The sequence below is a fragment of the Streptococcus shenyangsis genome (assembly GCF_006385785.1).
GTDB classification, from domain to species: Bacteria; Bacillota; Bacilli; order Lactobacillales; family Streptococcaceae; genus Streptococcus; species Streptococcus shenyangsis.
In genome coordinates this window covers 1-19,519 of record NZ_VFSH01000007.1, presented here as the reverse complement: position 1 = coordinate 19,519, position 19,519 = coordinate 1, and the positions used below count along the sequence as shown (strand labels likewise).

Below are 19,519 nucleotides of genomic sequence, written 5' to 3'. Positions count from 1 at the left end.
AGATACAGTACTTAAATATCATTTGTAAAGTAGCAAAATAGTCCATGTCTATTTTTATTGTAAGAATCAAAGTAGAGAGTGTTATGCTAATGGAAACTGTAATATTTTATTTTTTAGAATTTACTTGGATAAATTAACTTTGAAAGTTAAAGTGAGGTAATGTATGTTTGTATGTTTAAAGGGTTTAGGGAAATTTCGTAAATCCAAAGCCTATGGTTTGGTTGGTTGTTTGACACTATCAGCGGTGATTGGTTTAGCTGCACCAGAGTTACCAGTTATTGGTGGTGGGGTTGTTTCTGCTGATGTCATTCAAGGCGGTAGCGATATTCACGATGTGGATGTTCATAGTAAATCTGCAGAAGGTGTTGCTATGACTTATACCACTTATGATAGCGGAACAAGTGGAAAACAAACTGCGTCTGGCAGTGGTGTCTTTGTAGCGCCGAATGTGATGGTAACAGTAGCTCATAACTACTATGATAAAAACCAAGAGGATAAGTCTGCGGTCTTGCGTGGTGGGGAGTCTGCTCGTAGTTATGTTGTAATGAACTCGGAAAAGGAGAAAAGCAATAAAGTACCTACTTCTGGTGTATCGGAAGCTCTTGAAAAAGACTCTATTCACTTGTATAACGGCAAAGACCTTGGTAAAGACTATAGCAATGATTTAGCAGTAGTGGTAACTAAAAAGCCTGTAGAAGCTATGACAGGTGGTGAAGATTCACCAAGAGAACTGAGCGATAAAGAGGTTTCTACTGGTGATAAAATCACTATGGTCGGATATCCTAATGATTTTTCTACTCCAAATTTAAGTAAAGAAAATAAAGCTCGCTTGAAAGACGGTAAGGCTTATTCAGTCTCAACAACTGTGAGCAGTATCAATAAAGAGAGTGGTGCAGTCACTTATCATTCCTCAGCTTTAGGAGGTTTTTCAGGTGCTCCTTTGTTTAATGATAAGGGAGAGGTAGTCGGTATCCACCAGCACGGAACAAATACTTCAAACGCTCCTGAGAGTGAGCGTATTGGCAGTGGTACTATCTTTACGGAAAATCACAGAGCTTGGATTCGTTCTATGATTGATAAATATGGTATAAAGGGTTGGTATATAGATGGTGCAAACCGTTACTACTATGATGAAAATCATATAGCTTTAAAAGATGTAGAGTCTGAGATTGATGGTGCTTTATATAGTTTTGATGAAAAAGGTCGAGCTACTTTAGTAAAAGGTGAAGAAAAAGGTCGTGTTCTACTTCGAGTGGAAGATACTAAAGGAACTCGTTTGATTTCAGATAAGGTTGTTCAGGAAGGTCCTGTTGGAAGTGGCTTGAATTTTCATTTAAGACAAAATCCAGACTTCAAACAGTTAATAGCAACTTCCCCAACAGCTAAAGTGGTATCCTATAACGGAGTGCCAATTAACAAACTAGCAAGTGATACTACTTGGTCTGATGACTATGTCAGTAAGTTAGCTTTAGGTGATACAATTATAAGAGCGGTAGTAGATTCGGTAACTCCTCCATCTACGTCTTCTTCGGATTTTGCAAGAACTGAAGTTGGTAAAGTCGATTTGAGTGGTAAATCGAACTTACCTATACCTAGTAAAGAGGTGTTACAAGCTCCGAATGGCTCAGAAAATTTCTATGCTACAACGCACATTCAAACGCCAGATGGGTCGGGATCAGGTACTTTAATTGCACCCAATTTGGTGTTAACAGTCGCTCATAATTTCTTAACAGTTAAAGGTTCTGAGGTAGTTACTAAGTCTGGTCGCACCAATACAGTGTATAAAGCAACTTTACCGAATGGGTTGTCTGTGAATTTTTCAGATGATGATATTGTTTATTGGAATAAGAAAGATTCAGTATTTGGATTTAAAAATGACTTAGCTTTGGTTCGGTTAAAAGAAACAGTAAAAGAAGTAACTCCTGTAGAGGTTGTAAAACAATCTTCGAAAGTTGCAGAGGGGGATTCAGTTTCGGTCTATGGTTTTCCAGATAACAAGCTAAGTCCAGTTTTAGATAGCAAAGTAGTAGGAACTACAGACTTCGGCTCTGGAATAGAGGGAATTAGCTATGGAGGTACGAAACCTGGAGCGTCTGGTGGTGGTCTTTATAATGATAAAGGTGCTTTAATTGGAGTTCACCAAAATGGTGTTGTAGGAAGCCGTAGTGGTGGTTTGGTTTTATCAAAAGAGCAGTTGGATTGGGTTCGTTCTTATATTGAGGGTCAACCAAAAGATCCTGTCTATGTGGAAGATAAAGAAGTGGAACCTTCTAAGAAGGATTCGGATAAGGATTTAGCTGGGAAATTAGATCCAAAAAAAGATAGTGGAAAAGAAGATTCTGGTATTTTAGGTACATCTGGTGACTTTGCAGCTCCTACAGTAGCTAAGCCAGAGTTTAAAGGTGGAGTTAACGGAGGCGACTCACTTGTTACAGAAGTTCCAGAGTATAGCGGTGTTCTCTCCACATTAGGAGATTCTCCAGCTCCTACAGTAGCTAAGCCAGAGTTTACAGGTGGCGTGAATGGGGGCGACTCACTTGTTACAGAAGTTCCAGAGTATAGTGGTATTATATCCACATTAGGAGATTCTCCAGCTCCTACAGTCGCTAAGCCAGAGTTTAAAGGTGGAGTTCCTTTCACTGAATCTCCTATACTGGAAATCCCAGAGTATACGGGTGTATTATCAACCTCAGGAGAAGAATCGGCCCCAACAGTTGAACAGCATGACTTTACAGGCGGAGTTAACGGAGGCGACTCACTTGTTACAGAAGTTCCAGAGTATAGTGGTATTCTATCCACATTAGGAGATTCTCCAGCTCCTACAGTCGCTAAGCCAGAGTTTAAAGGTGGCGTGAATGGAGGCGTATCCCTCGTTACAGAAGTTCCAGAGTATAGCGGTGTTATATCCACATTAGGAGATTCTCCAGCTCCTACAGTCGTTAAGCCAGAGTTTAAAGGTGGCGTGAATGGAGGCGACTCACTTGTTACAGAAGTTCCAGAGTATAGCGGCGCTCTGTCCACATTAGGAGATTTTCCAGCTCCTACAGTCGCTAAGCCAGATTTTAGAGGCGGAGTTAATGGTGCGGATGCTGATGTCCACCACCTTCCAGCTTTCACAGGTGGCGTGAATGGAGGTGAATCTCCGATACTAGAAATCCCAGAATATATGGGTCCATTATCAACCTCAGGAGAAGGAAGTTCAGTAGTGAAATCTACTGATAAACAAGTAAATAATAAAAACACTAAAGATGAATCAGAAACGAAGCACGTTGTCTCAGGAATTGCTAGTTCGCAACGTATTTTAAAAAATGCAACAGGAAGTGTTCAAATTCAAGCTTCAGAAGAAGTATTGAAAAATGTGATAGGTGTTCAAATTCAAGAAGTTCAAGTTAGTGATTTAAGTTCATTAAACTATAAAGCATTTGATATCAAATTGAAGGATGTAAACGGCAGATATGTTAAACCTGAAGGAAAAGTCCTTGTTACTTTTGCTATAGATCAGTCCGTTGAGAATGTTTATGCTGTAGATCCAGAAGGAAAACTACACACTATTGAATTCGAACAAAAAGATGGAAAGATTATTTTTGAGACTAATAATTCTAGTATTTATGCGATGACTTTCCGACACTCCATTGACAATCCACTATTTAAAAATCCTACAGAAGATAACAAGGCTGAGGAAATTTCACTGTCGCCTAAATTGTTATCAACAAATGAAAACTCTGAATCTAATCGATTAGAGAATAAAGTAAGTAATAACGAACAGTCTATGTTACCAAATACAGGTGAGTCTGCCTCATCACTAACAATCTTATTTGGTTTTGTAGGAGTGCTCCTTGGAGCAATGATTTCTTATAAGCGAAAAGACAGTTAATTTGTCTTCTGTTGTTCTTTGAACTTCTATGTTAATCTAAAATAAACCAGTCTGGAGTCCTGTAAAAAGATGGGAATTCTAGACTGGTTTTATTGATATAGAAGTTTATAATAAGATTCGTAATTTTGAGTAATAGGTATGGATATTTATGTTATCTGAAACTACTTTCAGAAACAGCTGTTCTATAAAATACTTTTGAAACTGAAATCTATTCTATCACAAAGTATTGAAAGCGCTTAACAAATGGTATATAATGACCTCATAAGAACAAAGAAAAGGAGGAAAGAGGATGCCACAGATTACTAAAGAAGCCTTGATTGCACAAATCAAAGATGGAATCATCGTTTCTTGTCAGGCCCTTCCTCACGAACCGCTTTATACAGAAGCGGGAGGAGTCATTCCCTTGCTGGTCAAAGCAGCTGAGCAAGGTGGAGCAGTCGGTATCCGAGCAAACAGTGTTCGTGATATCAAAGAAATCAAGGAGGTTACAAAACTTCCGATTATCGGGATTATCAAACGAGATTATCCGCCACAAGAACCCTTCATCACGGCTACCATGAAAGAAGTTGATGAATTGGCAGAACTGGACATCGAGGTGATTGCTCTGGATTGTACCAAGCGTGAACGCTACGATGGTTTAGAGATTCAGGAGTTTATCCGTCAGGTCAAGGAAAAATATCCTAACCAGCTCTTGATGGCTGACACAAGTACCTTCGAAGAAGGACTAGCAGCTGTAGAAGCAGGGATTGACTTTGTCGGAACAACCTTATCAGGCTATACATCTTACAGTCCAAAAGTGGACGGACCAGATTTTGAATTGATCAAAAAACTCTGTGATGCAGGAGTTGATGTCATTGCCGAAGGGAAAATTCATACACCAGAACAAGCCAAACAAATCCTTGGATATGGAGTGAGAGGTATCGTTGTTGGTGGCGCCATTACTAGACCAAAAGAGATTACAGAACGCTTTGTTGCTGGTCTTAAATAACACAATCTCAAAGCAGAGGAGAGTGGTGGATGCGTCGGATAAAATGAAAACGTATACAAATAAAAACTTGCTCATTATCCAATATGGATACGCTTATCAATTAGGAGAATACAAATGAAATTTAGAAAACTAGCTTGTACAGTACTTGCGGGTGCTGCTATTCTTGGCCTTGCTGCATGTGGAAATTCTGGTGGAAGTAAAGATGCTGGAAAATCTGGTGGAGATAGCGGAAAAACAGAAATCACTTGGTGGGCATTCCCAGTCTTCACTCAAGAAAAAACTGGTGACGGTGTTGGAACATATGAAAAATCTATCATCGAAGCCTTTGAAAAAGCAAACCCAGATGTAAAAGTGAAATTGGAAACAATCGACTTTAAGTCAGGTCCAGAAAAGATCACTACAGCTATCGAAGCAGGTACAGCTCCAGACGTACTTTTTGACGCACCAGGACGTATCATCCAATATGGTAAAAATGGTAAATTGGCTGACTTGAATGACCTCTTCACGGATGACTTTGTTAAAGATGTCAACAATGAAAACATTGTAAAAGCAAGTAAAGCTGGTGATAAAGCTTACATGTATCCAATCAGTTCAGCACCATTCTACATGGCCATGAACAAGAAAATGTTGGAAGATGCTGGAGTTGCGAACCTTGTAAAAGAAGGTTGGACAACAGACGACTTTGAAAAAGTATTGAAAGCGCTTAAAGATAAAGGGTATACACCAGGTTCATTGTTCAGTTCTGGTCAAGGGGGAGACCAAGGAACACGTGCCTTCATCTCTAATCTTTATGGAGCTTCTGTAACAGACAAAGATGTAACAAAATATACAACTGATGATCCTAAATTCGTCAAAGGTCTTGAAAAAGCAGCTAGCTGGATCAAAGACGGTTTGTTGAATAATGGTTCACAATTTGACGGTGGGGCAGATATCCAAAACTTTGCGAATGGTCAAACATCTTACACAATCCTTTGGGCGCCAGCTCAAAACGGTATCCAAGCTAAACTCTTGGAAGCAAGTAAAGTAGAAGTGCTAGAAGTACCATTCCCATCAGATTCAGGTAAACCAGCTCTTGAATACCTTGTAAACGGATTTGCAGTATTCAACAACAAGGACGACAAGAAAGTTGCAGCATCTAAGAAATTCGTTCAATTCATCGCGGATGACAAAGAATGGGGTCCAAAAGATGTTGTTCGTACAGGTGCCTTCCCAGTTCGTACATCATTTGGTAAACTCTATGATGACAAACGTATGGAAACAATCGGTGCTTGGACTAAGTACTACTCACCATACTACAATACAATTGATGGTTTTGCAGAAATGAGAACTCTATGGTTCCCAATGTTGCAATCAGTTTCAAATGGCGATCAAAAACCAGCTGATGCATTGAAAGCATTTACTGAAAAAGCAAACGAAACTATCAAAAAAGCTACAAAACAATAAGCACTGAATCAGATTGACTCCTCCCTTTTCCCTGTGCATAATCTATGTAAGAAAAGGGAGGATTTTATTTGAAATATCAGGAACTGTCACGAAATTAAAATGAAGTTCTTACATAAGAGAATCTTAAAAAATTTCATTTTGATTTTAAAACAGTTCAAGAAAATCCAAAATATTCTATTTGTGAAAGAGAGGTGCCGACTGTGAAAGTCAATAAAATTCGTATGCGGGAAACAGTGATTTCCTACGCTTTCTTAGCACCAGTATTATTCTTCTTTGTCATCTTTGTATTGGTTCCTATGATTATGGGATTCATTACAAGTTTCTTTAACTATTCAATGACTAAATTTGAGTTTGTGGGTTTGGACAACTACATTCGTATGTTTAAAGACCCTGTCTTTATGAAGTCTTTGATTAACACAGTTATTTTGGTTGTTGGATCTGTACCGATTGTTGTTCTCTTTTCGCTCTTTGTGGCGTCGCAAACCTACCATCAAAATGCTATTGCCAGATCTTTCTACCGTTTCGTCTTCTTCCTTCCTGTTGTAACAGGTAGTGTTGCCGTAACAGTTGTTTGGAAATGGATTTATGACCCACTATCAGGGATTCTAAACTTTGTCCTTAAATCAAGTCATATCATCAGCCAGAATATTTCTTGGTTGGGAGATAAGCACTGGGCATTACTGGCAATTATGATTATCCTCTTGACAACTTCAGTTGGTCAACCAATCATCCTCTACATAGCTGCTATGGGGAATATTGACAATTCACTGGTTGAAGCGGCTCGTGTAGACGGTGCAACTGAATTTCAAGTTTTCTGGAAGATTAAATGGCCAAGCCTTCTTCCAACAACTCTTTATATCGCAATCATCACAACAATCAACTCATTCCAAGTTTTCGCCTTGATTCAGCTTTTGACATCTGGTGGACCAAACTACTCAACAAGTACCTTGATGTACTACCTTTACGAAAAAGCCTTTCAATTGACAGAATACGGCTATGCCAACACAATTGGTGTCTTCTTGGCAGTCATGATTGCGATCGTAAGCTTTGTTCAATTTAAAGCACTCGGAAACGACGTAGAATACTAAAGAAAGGAGACAGCTATGCAATCTACACAAAAGAAACCTTTAACAGCTTTCACTGTTATTTCAACTATTATCTTGCTCTTGTTGACCGTGCTGTTTATCTTTCCATTCTACTGGATTTTGACAGGTGCCTTCAAGTCACAACCTGATACCATTATGATTCCACCACAATGGTTCCCTAAAATGCCGACCATGGAAAACTTCCAACAACTCATGGTGCAAAACCCTGCTATGCAGTGGATGTGGAACTCTGTGTTTATCTCATTGGTAACCATGTTCTTAGTCTGTGCGACCTCATCTCTAGCAGGTTATGTATTGGCTAAAAAACGTTTCTATGGTCAGCGTATTCTCTTTGCCATCTTCATCGCTGCCATGGCACTTCCAAAACAAGTTGTCCTTGTACCATTGGTACGTATCGTCAACTTCATGGGAATTCACGATACTCTCTGGGCAGTTATCTTGCCTTTGATTGGATGGCCATTCGGGGTCTTCCTCATGAAACAGTTCAGTGAGAATATTCCTACAGAGTTGCTTGAATCAGCTAAAATCGATGGTTGTGGTGAGATTCGTACCTTCTGGAGCGTAGCCTTCCCAATTGTGAAACCAGGATTTGCAGCCCTTGCAATCTTTACCTTCATCAATACATGGAACGACTACTTCATGCAGTTGGTAATGTTGACTTCACGTAATAATTTGACCATTTCACTCGGTGTTGCGACTATGCAGGCTGAAATGGCAACCAACTATGGTTTGATCATGGCAGGTGCAGCTCTTGCTGCTGTGCCAATCGTAACAGTCTTCTTAGTATTCCAAAAATCCTTCACTCAGGGTATTACTATGGGAGCTGTTAAAGGATAAGAAACGCTTTCTTTTACCGTATCAATTTGCTATTGCTAGCATGATCTAAAAACCTCCGACAGTGAATGACACTGTTGGAGGTGTTAGTTTTAATCGCTTAATGACGATTTTTAAAGGAGAAAATAATGATTTTTGACGATTTAAAAAATATTAGCTTTTATAAAGGGATTCATCCAAATCTTGATAAAGCAATTGATTATCTTTATGAACATCGTAAAGATTCGTTCGAATTAGGAAAATATGATATTGATGGGGATAAGGTCTTTCTAGTTGTTCAAGAAAATGTCCTAAATAAAGTTGAGAATGATCAATTTGAACATCACAAGAACTATGCTGACTTGCATTTGTTGGTAGAAGGCCATGAATATTCTAGCTACGGTTCACGTATCAAAGATGAAGCAGTAGCATTTGACGAAACAAGTGACATTGGCTTTGTCCATTGTCATGAAAAATACCCACTCTTGTTGGGTTATCACAATTTTGCAGTTTTCTTCCCAGGAGAGCCACATCAACCAAATGGTTATGCAGGTATGGAAGATCAAGTTCGCAAGTATTTGTTTAAAATTTTAATTGATTAGAATGATCAGCAGAGATAGCTGATGACTATCTTATACTCTTCGAAAATCAAATTCAAACTGCGTCAGCTTCGCCTTGGAATATATATGTGACTGACTTCGTCAGTCTTATCTACAACCTCAAAGCAGTGCTTTGAGCAACCCGCGGCTAGCTTTCTAGTTTGCTCTTTGATTTTCATTGAGTACTATTGAACACTTTTGAAAATTGAGTTTAAGAGTTGAATCTTATCAATTGATAAATCGGAGTGATTTAGCAAGTGATATAAATTAAATTATAGGGGGAGCAAACATGTCACAAAAAGGAAGAAGTCTCATCAAGGCTGCATTTGATACAGATAATTTTCTAATGCGAATTAGTGAGAAGGTTTTAGATATTGTAACAGTCAATCTTCTCTTTGTAATAACTTGTTTGCCAATCGTAACGATTGGGGTAGCCAAAATTAGTCTCTATCAGACGATGTTTGAGGTCAAGCAAAGTAGACGTGTTCCAGTTTTTAGAACCTATCTAAGAGCTTTCAGGCAAAATCTGAAATTAGGTTTTCAGTTGGGGATGTTAGAATTAGGAATTGTATTTCTTGCTCTTTCAGATCTCTATCTTTTCTGGGGTCAAACAGCTCTGCCCTTCCAATTAGTGAAAGCTATTTGTTTAGGTATTCTGATTTTCCTTACCATTGTGATGTTGGCTAGTTACCCTATCGCGGCACGTTATGACCTATCTTGGAAAGAAATTCTTCAAAAAGGATTGATGTTGGCTAGTTTTAACGCTCCTTGGTTTATCTTGATGATCGTAATTATCTTTTTGATTTTGATGTTTCTATATCTATCAGCCTTTACCCTTCTATTGGGAGGATCAGCTTTTATTCTCTTTGGTTTTGGACTTCTTGCTTTTTTACAAGTAGGAGTGATGGAAAAGCTATTTGCTAAGTATGAGTAAGGGTTGCAATTATTTCTGAAACTACTTTCAAACGCTCCAAAAGCTATTCTATAAGCGAGAAACTAAAATCTAAGTGACCACAAGATATTGAAAGCCTTTTCAGTAAAGTGTATACTAAAGAAGTAAAGAAAGAATCTGCTTTAGCAGAAAATAAAAATAATAGGAGAAAATCTATGTCAGATTTAAAAAAATACGAAGGTGTCATTCCAGCCTTCTACGCATGTTATGATGAACAAGGAGAAGTAAGTCCAGAGCGTACACGTGCCTTGGTTCAATACTTCATTGATAAAGGTGTTCAAGGTCTTTATGTCAATGGTTCTTCTGGTGAATGTATCTACCAAAGCGTTGAAGACCGCAAATTAATCTTGGAAGAAGTCATGGCAGTTGCCAAAGGTAAATTGACTATTATCGCTCACGTTGCTTGCAACAATACCAAAGATAGTATGGAATTAGCTCGCCATGCAGAAAGCTTGGGTGTAGATGCCATTGCAACGATTCCACCAATTTACTTCCGCTTGCCAGAATACTCAGTTGCTAAATACTGGAATGATATCAGCTCTGCAGCTCCAAATACAGACTATGTTATCTACAACATTCCTCAATTGGCAGGTGTTGCCTTGACTCCAAGCCTTTACACTGAAATGTTGAAAAATCCTCGTGTTATCGGTGTTAAGAACTCTTCTATGCCAGTTCAAGATATCCAAACTTTTGTGAGCCTTGGTGGAGAAGACCATATCGTCTTTAATGGTCCTGATGAACAGTTCCTAGGTGGTCGTCTCATGGGTGCTAAAGCTGGTATCGGTGGTACTTATGGTGCTATGCCAGAACTTTTCTTGAAACTCAATCAGTTGATTGCTGACAAAGACTTGGAAACAGCGCGTGAATTGCAGTATGCTATCAACGCTATCATTGGTAAACTCACTGCTGCACATGGAAATATGTACGGTGTGATTAAGGAAGTCTTGAAGATCAATGAAGGCTTGAATATTGGTTCTGTTCGTTCACCATTGACACCAGTGACTGAAGACGATCGTCCAGTTGTAGAAGCAGCTGCAGCCTTGATTCGTGAAACCAAGGAGCGCTTCCTCTAATTCATAAGGAGGTATTTATGACACACTACGTTGCAATTGATATCGGTGGAACCAACATCAAATATGGTTTGATTGACCAAGAAGGCCAACTTGTTGAATCGCATGAAATGCCAACAGAGGCGCATCAGGGTGGACCTCATATCTTACAAAAGACCAAAGATATTGTAGCCAGCTATTTAGAAAAAGGCCCAGTAGCAGGTGTTGCCATTTCTTCTGCTGGGATGGTGGATCCTGACAAGGGTGAGATTTTCTATGCTGGCCCACAGATTCCAAATTATGCAGGTACACAGTTCAAGAAGGAAATCGAGACTAGCTTTACTATTCCTTGTGAAATTGAAAATGATGTCAACTGTGCAGGTCTTGCTGAAGCGGTATCTGGTTCAGGTAAGGGAGCGAGTGTCACCCTTTGCTTGACCATTGGAACAGGTATCGGAGGTTGCTTGATTATGGATGGAAAAGTCTTCCATGGCTTTAGCAATTCAGCTTGTGAAGTCGGTTATATGCATATGCAGGATGGAGATTTCCAAGATTTGGCTTCTACGACAGCATTGGTGGAGTATGTAGCAACAGCTCATGGCGATCCAGTTGATCAGTGGAATGGTCGACGCATTTTCAAGGAAGCTACAGAAGGTAATAAACTCTGCATGGCTGGTATTGACCGCATGGTAGATTATCTTGGGAAAGGTCTGGCAAATATTTGCTACGTTGCCAATCCAGAAGTGGTCATTCTCGGTGGCGGTATCATGGGACAAGAGGCAATTCTCAAACCTAAGATCCGCACAGCCCTGAAGGCGGCCTTGGTACCAAGTCTAGCAGAAAAAACACGATTAGAATTTGCTCATCACCAAAATACAGCAGGGATGTTGGGTGCTTATTATCATTTCAAAACAAAACAATCCTAGTTTGGCTCAGCCAAACTAGGATTTTCTAATCAAGTTCCCTTGACTTTCTTTATAATCGTGAGATAATAAATAAAATATATAAAGGAGTTATATAAAATGTCTATAGCGAATTCAAATAAAATTGTGACCTTCCAAGCTAATAGAGAATTGGTAAATGATGCCATGAAAGTGTTAAAAGAAAAAAATCTCTCTCTTTCATCGGCACTTAGATTATTTTTAAAGAATGTTGCCGTAACAAATGAAGTAGATTTACTTAATGAAGAGGAATTAGAGAAGGAGTATTTGTTTAGACAATTACAAGCAGAAGTTCAAGAAAGTTATGCCAAGATTGAGGCTGGAAATCACTTGACAGATGAGGATGTAGTTACACGCTATGGATTATAAAAAATATAGGATTTTGTATTCTCCTAGAGTGATTGATAGTCTGGATAAAATATATCAGTATATAGCAGAGGAAATCGGTTCTGTAGAGGCTGCGAGACGAAAAGTGGCGAGTATCAGAAAAGATATTCATCGGCTAGAAATTTTCCCCCAAGCTGGATTTGATGCCGATGAAAAATTTGGTAAGAGATTAGATCCTCACTATCAAACGAGAGGATTGACCTTGAGTAAGGATTACATCGTATTATATACAATTGTTGAGGATACCGTCAGGCTTGCTTATTTACTCCCTTCAAAAAGTGATTACATGAAATTATTTAAGACCGAGTCAAGATATGATTGACTCAGGATCTAGATGAGTTATGTTTAGTGACGAATAAAAATCCTAGTTTGGCAATGCCAAACTAGGATTTTCTAGCTCTTCTTTGTCTTCGATAGCCATTAAGTTTTTTATTCTCCCAGTAGCTATTGAAAATTTTTTCTTTGTTTTCTCGATTGATTTCTAAAAAGTAAGCATAAATTAAATCAATCCAAAAAAGCATTGGAAGTTGAGAGGAGATACGCTGAATATAGGATGATTGATTGTGACTAGCAACCAGTACAGTTTCAGTATACAGTTGGTTTTCTTTGTTTGGTACACTGGTAAAGAGGACTGTTTTTGCTCCCATTTCTTTAGCGTCTAATAAGCTATCCAGAATAGATTGAGTAGATCCAGATAGTGAAAAGCCCAGAACCAAGCAATTGTCATCCATGATACTAGTAGTCCAAGCAAATCCATCTTGATCGGTTATAGCTTCACAGACAACTCCTAAACGCATAAAGCGTAATTTCATCTCACGAGCGACAAGGCCAGAACTCCCTGTTCCGAAGAAGTAGACACGCTCAGCATCTTCGATTAATTGGGCAATTCGTTCTAGTTGGACTTCGTCAATCAAGTCTTGTGTTTGTTCCCTCATATTGCTATAGCTTCTGAGGACTCGTTTGGTTAAAGGACTATGTTTGTGAGAATAAGTGTCCTGTTTTTTTGAGTGATGTTGGTATTGGAAAATAAATTCTCGGTAGCCAGTAAAGCCACACTTTTTAGCAAAGCGAGTTAGTGCAGCCTGAGAGATATGTAATTTTTGAGTGACCTGTTGGGAAGATAAATCATCTGTAATCGTTTCAGCTTGCAAAAAATAGCGAGCGATTTCTTGCTCTAAGTCTGTCATTTCTTCGAAGTGGGAATCAATGACAGTTGCGATATCCGGTTTGTTCATGGGGAAGGCTCCTTCATACGAGTCATATTGGAAAAAGGCTAGTCTTACATTTATTATAACATATAATATAGGGATGACTAAGTAAAAACGTATTGTCTATTGGAAAAGAAAAAAGCTTCCTTCTTTTCTACAATTTTATTCTCAAATTATGGTAAAATGGAGAGTAAGATTTTTATTAGAAATGAGACAGATTTGTATGAGAAAATTTAATAGCCATTCGATTCCGATTCGGCTTAATTTATTGTTTGCAATTGTCATTTTACTTTTTCTGACCATTATTGGTCGTTTGTTGTATATGCAGGTTCTGAACAAGGATTTTTACGAAAAAAAGCTAGCCTCAGCTAGTCAGACCAAGGTCACAACCAGTTCTGCCCGTGGGGAGATTTATGATGCTAGTGGAAAACCTTTGGTAGAAAATACGTTAAAGCAGGTTGTTTCCTTCACGCGTAGTAATAAAATGACGGCTAAAGATCTGAAAGAAATCGCTAGTCAGTTACTGGGATATGTGAGCATCACTTCGCCAAATTTGACAGAACGCCAGCTGGCAGATTATTATTTAGCTGATCCTGAGATCTATAAAAAAACAGTAGAGGCTCTCCCAAGTGAGAAACGCTTGGATTCAGATGGTAATCGTCTATCTGAATCAGAACTGTATAACAATGCGGTCGATAGTGTCCAGACGAGTCAACTAAACTATACAGAGGATGAAAAGAAAGAAGTCTATCTTTTTAGTCAGTTAAATGCGGTTGGAAACTTTGCGACAGGAAGCATTGTGACGGATTCTTTGACAGATACCCAGATTGCTTTGATTGCCTCCGCTTCCAAGAAATTACCTGGTATCAGTATTTCTACTTCTTGGGAAAGAAAAGTTTTAGAAACTTCCCTTTCCTCTATAATTGGTATTGTGTCGAGTGAAAAAGCTGGTCTCCCAGCGGAAGAAGCGGATGCCTATCTTAAAAAAGGTTATTCTCTTAATGACCGTGTTGGGACTTCTTACCTGGAAAAACAATACGAGGAAACCTTACAAGGAAAACGCTCGGTGAAAGAAATTCATCTAGATAAGTACGGTAACATGGAAAGTGTTGAAAATATCGAAGCTGGTACTAAAGGGAATAATATTAAACTGACAATTGATTTGGTCTTCCAAGATAGTGTGGATGATTTGCTGAAAAGTTATTTCAATTCAGAGTTGGGAAATGGTGGGGCCAAGTATTCTGAAGGCGTGTATGCAGTCGCCCTTAACCCCAAAACAGGTGCTGTGTTATCCATGTCAGGGATCAAACATGACCTGAAAACGGGAGAGTTGACGCCTGATTCCTTGGGAACGGTAACCAATGTCTTTGTTCCAGGTTCGGTTGTCAAGGCGGCGACCATCAGCTCAGGTTGGGAAAATGGAGTCTTGTCAGGAAACCAGACCTTGACAGACCAGTCCATTGTCTTTCAAGGTTCAGCTCCAATTAATTCTTGGTATACTGCCTTTTCTAGGCCAATGCCGATTACGGCGGTTCAAGCTTTGGAGTATTCATCCAATGCTTATATGGTCCAAACAGCCTTAGGTCTTATGGGGCAGACCTATCAACCCAATATGTTTGTCGGCACCAGCAATCTAGAGTCTGCTATGGGTAAATTGCGTTCAACCTTTGGCGAATATGGCTTGGGGGCTGCGACTGGGATTGATCTACCAGATGAATCTACTGGATTTATTCCCAAAGAGTATAACTTTGCCAATTTCATTACCAATGCCTTTGGGCAGTTTGATAACTATACCCCAATGCAATTGGCTCAGTATGTAGCAACTATTGCAAATGATGGTGTTCGTGTGGCTCCTCGTATTGTTGAAGGCATTTATGGTAATAATGATAAGGGAGGACTGGGTGACTTGATTCAGCAACTGCAACCGACAGAGATGAATAAGGTCAATATATCCGACTCCGATATGAGTGTCTTGCACCAAGGTTTTTATCAGGTTGCTCATGGGACTAGTGGGTTGACAACTGGCCGTGCCTTTTCAAATGGTGCCTTGGTATCCATTAGCGGAAAAACGGGTACAGCCGAAAGCTATGTGGCAGATGGTCAGGAAGCAACCAATACCAATGCGGTGGCCTATGCTCCATCTGATAATCCTCAAATCGCTGTTGCAGTGGTCTTTCCTCATAATACCAATCTAACAAATGGTGTAGGACCTTCCATTGCGCGTGATATTATCAATCTGTATCAAAAATACCATCCAATGAACTAGAAAGGAATTTATGCTTTATCCAACACCTATTGCTAAGCTGATTGACAGTTATTCTAAGTTACCAGGTATCGGGATTAAGACGGCTACGCGTCTGGCCTTTTATACGATTGGGATGTCTGATGATGATGTCAATGAATTTGCAAAAAATCTCCTTTCTGCTAAGAGAGAGCTGACCTATTGCTCCATCTGTGGTCGTTTGACTGATGACGATCCCTGCTCCATCTGTACTGATCCAAGTCGTGACCAGACAACTATTTTGGTGCTAGAGGATAGTCGTGATGTGGCAGCCATGGAAAATATCCAAGAATACCATGGGCTCTATCATGTCCTGCATGGTCTCATTTCCCCCATGAATGGCATCAGTCCAGATGATATCAATCTAAAGAGTCTTATGACTCGTCTGATGGATAGTGAGGTTTCAGAAGTGATAGTGGCCACAAATGCTACGGCAGATGGGGAAGCGACGTCCATGTATCTTTCACGCTTGCTCAAGCCAGCTGGGATCAAGGTTACGCGCCTGGCACGAGGTCTTGCTGTGGGAGCAGATATCGAGTATGCGGACGAAGTGACTCTCTTACGAGCGATTGAAAATCGGACAGAGTTGTAAGTATAGGCAAATTTACGAACTTCATCCATTTATAAAAAATCAAGGAGGCTGAAAATCGTTCCTATCGGCCTCTTTTTGTATAGTGTGATGAGTAGAATCAGGTTCAAGTTTTAAAAAACCAAGCAAATATGATATACTAAAGAGCGAGTATTCTAGTAGAATTAGGACAAATAATATGAAACAAACGATTATTCTTTTATATGGTGGACGGAGTGCGGAACGCGAAGTCTCTGTCCTTTCAGCTGAAAGTGTCATGCGCGCGGTCAACTACGATCGTTTCACAGTCAAGACTTTCTTTATCAGTCAGTCAGGTGACTTTATCAAAACTCAGGAATTTAGCCAGACTCCAGGTCAAGAGGACCGTCTCATGACCAATGAAACAATTGATTGGGATAAGAAAGTCGCACCAAGTGCTATCTACGAAGAAGGTGCAGTGGTCTTTCCAGTTCTTCACGGTCCGATGGGAGAAGATGGCTCTGTTCAAGGATTCCTTGAAGTTTTGAAAATGCCTTATGTCGGCTGTAATATCTTATCATCTAGTCTTGCCATGGATAAAATCACGACCAAGCGTGTTTTAGAATCTGCTGGCATTGCCCAAGTTCCTTATGTGGCTATCGTTGAAGGGGATGATGTGATTGCTAAAATCGCTGAAGTGGAAGAAAAATTGACTTATCCAGTCTTCACTAAGCCGTCAAACATGGGTTCTAGTGTCGGTATTTCTAAGTCTGAAAATCAAGAAGAACTCCGTCAAGCTTTGAAACTTGCCTTCCAATATGACAGCCGTGTCTTGGTTGAGCAAGGGGTGAACGCCCGTGAAATCGAGGTTGGTCTCTTGGGCAACTACGATGTCAAAAGCACGCTGCCAGGAGAAGTGGTCAAGGATGTTGACTTCTACGACTATGACGCCAAGTATATTGATAACAAGATTACCATGGACATCCCAGCTAAAATCAGTGATGATGTGGTAGCTGTCATGCGTCAAAATGCAGAAACGGCCTTTCGTGCGATTGGTGGTCTCGGTCTCTCTCGTTGCGATTTCTTCTATACAGACAAGGGAGAGATCTTCCTAAACGAGCTCAATACTATGCCAGGTTTTACCCAGTGGTCTATGTATCCACTTCTTTGGGACAATATGGGAATCAGCTACCCAAACCTAATTGAGCGATTGGTTGACCTTGCCAAGGAAAGTTTTGACAAGCGCGAAGCGCATTTGCTATAAAAATGAAAGAGAGGGTAGAAGCCAGAACCATCACTGCAAGGTGATCAGAGTTCTCGGGCTTCGACCCTTTTTAAAGGAGTAGAAATGAAATTAACTATCCACGAAGTTGCCCAAGCTGTTGGAGCGAAAAATGATGTCAGCATCTTTGAGGACATCCAGTTAGAAAATGCTGAGTTTGACAGTCGTTTGATTGAGGAAGGGGACTTGTTTGTGCCCCTCAAAGGTGCGCGTGATGGCCATGACTTTATCGAAAAAGCCTTTGAAAATGGTGCTGCTGTAACCCTGTCTGAGAAAGAAATCGCAAATCATCCCTACATTCTAGTAGACGACGTGTTGACTGCCTTTCAAAAACTAGCAGCCTATTATCTTGAGAAAACGGCTGTTGATGTCTTTGCAGTTACAGGTTCAAATGGTAAGACGACGACCAAGGATATGTTGGCGCACTTGCTATCAACAACCTACAAAACCTACAAAACACAAGGAAACTACAACAACGAGATTGGCCTTCCCTACACAGTTCTCCATATGCCTGAAGGGACAGAAAAGTTGGTCTTGGAGATGGGGCAGGATCACTTGGGAGATATTCACCTTTTGTCAGAATTGGCGCATCCAAAAACAGCCATTGTGACCTTGGTTGGAGAAGCCCATTTGGCCTTTTTCAAAGACCGTTCGGAGATTGCCCAAGGAAAAATGCAAATTGCTGATGGAATGGCTTCGAATTCCTTGCTCTTGACGCCAGCTGACCCTATTGTAGAGGACTATTTGCCAGCTGATAAAAAGGTGGTCTGTTTTGGGCAAGGAGCAGAGTTGGAAATTACCGATCTGGTAGAACGTAAGGACAGTCTGACCTTTAAGGCTAATTTTTTAGGACAAGCCCTTGATTTGCCAGTGACTGGTAAGTACAATGCAACCAATGCAATGATTGCATCCTATGTTGCCCTGCAAGAAGGAGTTTCAGAGGAGCAAATTCGTTTGGCCTTCCAAAATCTTGAATTGACGCGTAACCGTACCGAGTGGAAGAAAGCAGCCAATGGAGCAGATATTCTGTCAGATGTTTACAATGCCAATCCGACTGCTATGAAATTGATTTTAGAGACTTTCTCTGCTATTCCAGCCAATGAAGGTGGCAAGAAAATCGCTGTCTTAGCAGATATGAGGGAATTAGGTGACCAGTCAGTCCAACTCCATAACCAGATGATTCTGAGCCTCTCGCCAGATGTACTGGATACCGTGATTTTCTATGGAGCAGATATCGCAGAATTGGCCCAACTTGCCAGTCAAATGTTCCCAATCGGACACGTTTATTACTTCAAGAAAACAGAAGACCAAGACCAATTTGAAGACCTAGTTAAGCAGGTCCAAGAAAGCCTTGGGGCTCATGACCAAATCCTGCTCAAAGGCTCTAACTCTATGAATCTAGCCAAGTTGGTAGAAAGTTTAGAAAATGAAGACAAGTGATTTTGTCAAGTATTTGCAAAGAATGATTGCCATTACAGATACTGGATTAACCTTTACAAAAGATCCGTTTGACCGTGAGCGCTACGAAGACTTGCGAGGCCTTTTATCTGAAATGTTGAATCAAGCATCAGACCTTGATGCCGAAGAAGTGGCAGAAGTCTTGAAGCCAACTTCTGCTTATGCGACTCCGTTAATGGACGTCCGTGCTTGGATTGTTGAGGACGAAAAGATTTGTCTGGTTAGGGGACAAGGAGAGAATGATTGGGCTTTGCCAGGTGGCTTTGGTGAGGTTAGTTATTCTCCAACAGAAAATATTCTCAAGGAAATTGAAGAAGAAACCGGTTTTAAAGCCAAAGTTGAAAGACTGCTAGCTGTTTTTGATACCAATCGTTTCCAACTACAGAGCAAACAGTATACAAAGTTTGTTTTTGGATGTAAGCTTCTTGATGGACAATTCCAAGAAAATCAAGAAATCGCTGACCTTGAACTGCACCCCAAAAGTTAGACAGAAAAAATCTAACTTTTGGGGTGTTTTTATTATGAAATTAACTTATGATGATAAAGTTCAGATCTATGAACTTAGAAAACAAGGATATAGCTTAGAGAAGC

At 40.0% G+C, this 19,519-nt stretch carries 16 protein-coding genes and 2 pseudogenes; 17 read left to right on the top strand and 1 reads right to left on the bottom strand.

The window, feature by feature from the left end; all coding sequences use genetic code 11:
• Positions 1 to 163 precede the first annotated feature (163 nt).
• The 11 genes from FJR77_RS06105 (at position 164) to FJR77_RS06055 (ending at position 12,474) form a co-directional block, all read left to right on the top strand.
• Entirely contained in the window at positions 164 to 3,874 is a 3,711-nt protein-coding gene (locus tag FJR77_RS06105) for an SIALI-17 repeat-containing surface protein (protein ID WP_140833747.1), read from the top strand.
• 289 nt (positions 3,875 to 4,163) lie between these two features.
• Complete coding sequence (locus FJR77_RS06100) at positions 4,164 to 4,862, top strand: N-acetylmannosamine-6-phosphate 2-epimerase (RefSeq protein ID WP_001135675.1); 699 nt, start codon at positions 4,164 to 4,166, stop codon at positions 4,860 to 4,862.
• A gap of 114 nt (positions 4,863 to 4,976) precedes the next feature.
• Positions 4,977 to 6,305, top strand: a complete 1,329-nt coding sequence (locus FJR77_RS06095) for an ABC transporter substrate-binding protein (protein ID WP_000672103.1) — start codon at positions 4,977 to 4,979, stop codon at positions 6,303 to 6,305.
• Positions 6,306 to 6,526: 221 nt separating this feature from the next.
• Positions 6,527 to 7,393 (top strand): carbohydrate ABC transporter permease, encoded by an 867-nt coding sequence (locus FJR77_RS06090; protein WP_153193231.1) that lies wholly within the window; start codon positions 6,527 to 6,529, stop codon positions 7,391 to 7,393.
• Positions 7,394 to 7,408: 15 nt separating this feature from the next.
• On the top strand, positions 7,409 to 8,248 hold the full coding sequence (locus FJR77_RS06085; protein WP_001192119.1) for a carbohydrate ABC transporter permease: 840 nt from the start codon (positions 7,409 to 7,411) through the stop codon (positions 8,246 to 8,248).
• Between the two features lie 125 nt (positions 8,249 to 8,373).
• Positions 8,374 to 8,826, top strand: a complete 453-nt coding sequence (locus FJR77_RS06080) for a YhcH/YjgK/YiaL family protein (RefSeq protein WP_000575437.1) — start codon at positions 8,374 to 8,376, stop codon at positions 8,824 to 8,826.
• Between the two features lie 286 nt (positions 8,827 to 9,112).
• Positions 9,113 to 9,757: a YesL family protein gene (locus FJR77_RS06075; protein ID WP_140833745.1), complete on the top strand. Its 645-nt coding sequence runs from the start codon at positions 9,113 to 9,115 to the stop codon at positions 9,755 to 9,757.
• Between the two features lie 173 nt (positions 9,758 to 9,930).
• Entirely contained in the window at positions 9,931 to 10,848 is a 918-nt protein-coding gene (locus FJR77_RS06070; RefSeq protein WP_001281521.1) for a dihydrodipicolinate synthase family protein, read from the top strand.
• 17 nt (positions 10,849 to 10,865) lie between these two features.
• Positions 10,866 to 11,750, top strand: coding sequence for an ROK family protein (locus FJR77_RS06065; RefSeq protein ID WP_125451360.1), 885 nt, complete (start codon positions 10,866 to 10,868; stop codon positions 11,748 to 11,750).
• Positions 11,751 to 11,846: 96 nt separating this feature from the next.
• A complete protein-coding gene (gene relB / locus FJR77_RS06060; protein WP_140833742.1) occupies positions 11,847 to 12,134 on the top strand; it encodes a type II toxin-antitoxin system RelB/ParD family antitoxin in 288 nt (95 codons plus the stop codon).
• Positions 12,124 to 12,474, top strand: a complete 351-nt coding sequence (locus FJR77_RS06055; protein ID WP_140833740.1) for a type II toxin-antitoxin system RelE/ParE family toxin — start codon at positions 12,124 to 12,126, stop codon at positions 12,472 to 12,474. Before relB ends, FJR77_RS06055 begins: the two co-directional genes overlap by 11 nt.
• Before the next feature lie 61 nt (positions 12,475 to 12,535).
• Here the strand turns inward: FJR77_RS06055 and FJR77_RS06050 are convergent, their stop codons facing one another.
• Positions 12,536 to 13,387 carry a MurR/RpiR family transcriptional regulator gene (locus FJR77_RS06050; RefSeq protein WP_140833737.1) on the bottom strand — a complete coding sequence of 284 codons (852 nt, stop codon included), beginning with the start codon at positions 13,385 to 13,387 and terminating at the stop codon, positions 12,536 to 12,538.
• 181 nt (positions 13,388 to 13,568) lie between these two features.
• Here FJR77_RS06050 and pbp2b point away from each other — a divergent pair, with 181 nt between their 5' ends.
• From pbp2b to FJR77_RS06020, 6 genes and pseudogenes are all read left to right on the top strand, one after another.
• A complete protein-coding gene (gene pbp2b, locus FJR77_RS06045; RefSeq protein WP_140833735.1) occupies positions 13,569 to 15,626 on the top strand; it encodes a penicillin-binding protein PBP2B in 2,058 nt (685 codons plus the stop codon).
• 10 nt (positions 15,627 to 15,636) lie between these two features.
• A complete protein-coding gene (recR, locus tag FJR77_RS06040) occupies positions 15,637 to 16,233 on the top strand; it encodes a recombination mediator RecR (protein ID WP_000966748.1) in 597 nt (198 codons plus the stop codon).
• Between the two features lie 175 nt (positions 16,234 to 16,408).
• Positions 16,409 to 17,452, top strand: coding sequence for a D-alanine--D-alanine ligase (locus tag FJR77_RS06035; protein WP_061759288.1), 1,044 nt, complete (start codon positions 16,409 to 16,411; stop codon positions 17,450 to 17,452).
• A gap of 84 nt (positions 17,453 to 17,536) precedes the next feature.
• Positions 17,537 to 18,910 carry a UDP-N-acetylmuramoyl-tripeptide--D-alanyl-D-alanine ligase gene (locus FJR77_RS06030; RefSeq protein ID WP_140833733.1) on the top strand — a complete coding sequence of 458 codons (1,374 nt, stop codon included), beginning with the start codon at positions 17,537 to 17,539 and terminating at the stop codon, positions 18,908 to 18,910.
• Positions 18,897 to 19,397, top strand: a pseudogene (locus tag FJR77_RS06025) (NUDIX hydrolase); the annotation flags it as partial. The gene FJR77_RS06030 and the pseudogene FJR77_RS06025, both read left to right, overlap by 14 nt.
• Before the next feature lie 52 nt (positions 19,398 to 19,449).
• Positions 19,450 to 19,519, top strand: a pseudogene (locus FJR77_RS06020) (transposase); the annotation flags it as partial.

What these genes read in the sequence shown, in the direction of transcription:
- FJR77_RS06085 (WP_001192119.1), top strand. Translation starts at nt 7,409, where the DNA reads ATGCAATCTACACAAAAGAAACCTTTAACAGCTTTCACTGTTATTTCA.
- FJR77_RS06075 (WP_140833745.1), top strand. Translation starts at nt 9,113, where the DNA reads ATGTCACAAAAAGGAAGAAGTCTCATCAAGGCTGCATTTGATACAGAT.
- FJR77_RS06035 (WP_061759288.1), top strand. Translation starts at nt 16,409, where the DNA reads ATGAAACAAACGATTATTCTTTTATATGGTGGACGGAGTGCGGAACGC.
- FJR77_RS06065 (WP_125451360.1), top strand. Translation starts at nt 10,866, where the DNA reads ATGACACACTACGTTGCAATTGATATCGGTGGAACCAACATCAAATAT.
- FJR77_RS06070 (WP_001281521.1), top strand. Translation starts at nt 9,931, where the DNA reads ATGTCAGATTTAAAAAAATACGAAGGTGTCATTCCAGCCTTCTACGCA.
- recR (WP_000966748.1), top strand. Translation starts at nt 15,637, where the DNA reads ATGCTTTATCCAACACCTATTGCTAAGCTGATTGACAGTTATTCTAAG.
- relB (WP_140833742.1), top strand. Translation starts at nt 11,847, where the DNA reads ATGTCTATAGCGAATTCAAATAAAATTGTGACCTTCCAAGCTAATAGA.
- FJR77_RS06050 (WP_140833737.1), bottom strand. Translation starts at nt 13,387, where the DNA reads ATGAACAAACCGGATATCGCAACTGTCATTGATTCCCACTTCGAAGAA.
- FJR77_RS06100 (WP_001135675.1), top strand. Translation starts at nt 4,164, where the DNA reads ATGCCACAGATTACTAAAGAAGCCTTGATTGCACAAATCAAAGATGGA.
- FJR77_RS06030 (WP_140833733.1), top strand. Translation starts at nt 17,537, where the DNA reads ATGAAATTAACTATCCACGAAGTTGCCCAAGCTGTTGGAGCGAAAAAT.
- FJR77_RS06080 (WP_000575437.1), top strand. Translation starts at nt 8,374, where the DNA reads ATGATTTTTGACGATTTAAAAAATATTAGCTTTTATAAAGGGATTCAT.
- pbp2b (WP_140833735.1), top strand. Translation starts at nt 13,569, where the DNA reads ATGAGACAGATTTGTATGAGAAAATTTAATAGCCATTCGATTCCGATT.
- FJR77_RS06055 (WP_140833740.1), top strand. Translation starts at nt 12,124, where the DNA reads ATGGATTATAAAAAATATAGGATTTTGTATTCTCCTAGAGTGATTGAT.
- FJR77_RS06105 (WP_140833747.1), top strand. Translation starts at nt 164, where the DNA reads ATGTTTGTATGTTTAAAGGGTTTAGGGAAATTTCGTAAATCCAAAGCC.
- FJR77_RS06090 (WP_153193231.1), top strand. Translation starts at nt 6,527, where the DNA reads ATGCGGGAAACAGTGATTTCCTACGCTTTCTTAGCACCAGTATTATTC.
- FJR77_RS06095 (WP_000672103.1), top strand. Translation starts at nt 4,977, where the DNA reads ATGAAATTTAGAAAACTAGCTTGTACAGTACTTGCGGGTGCTGCTATT.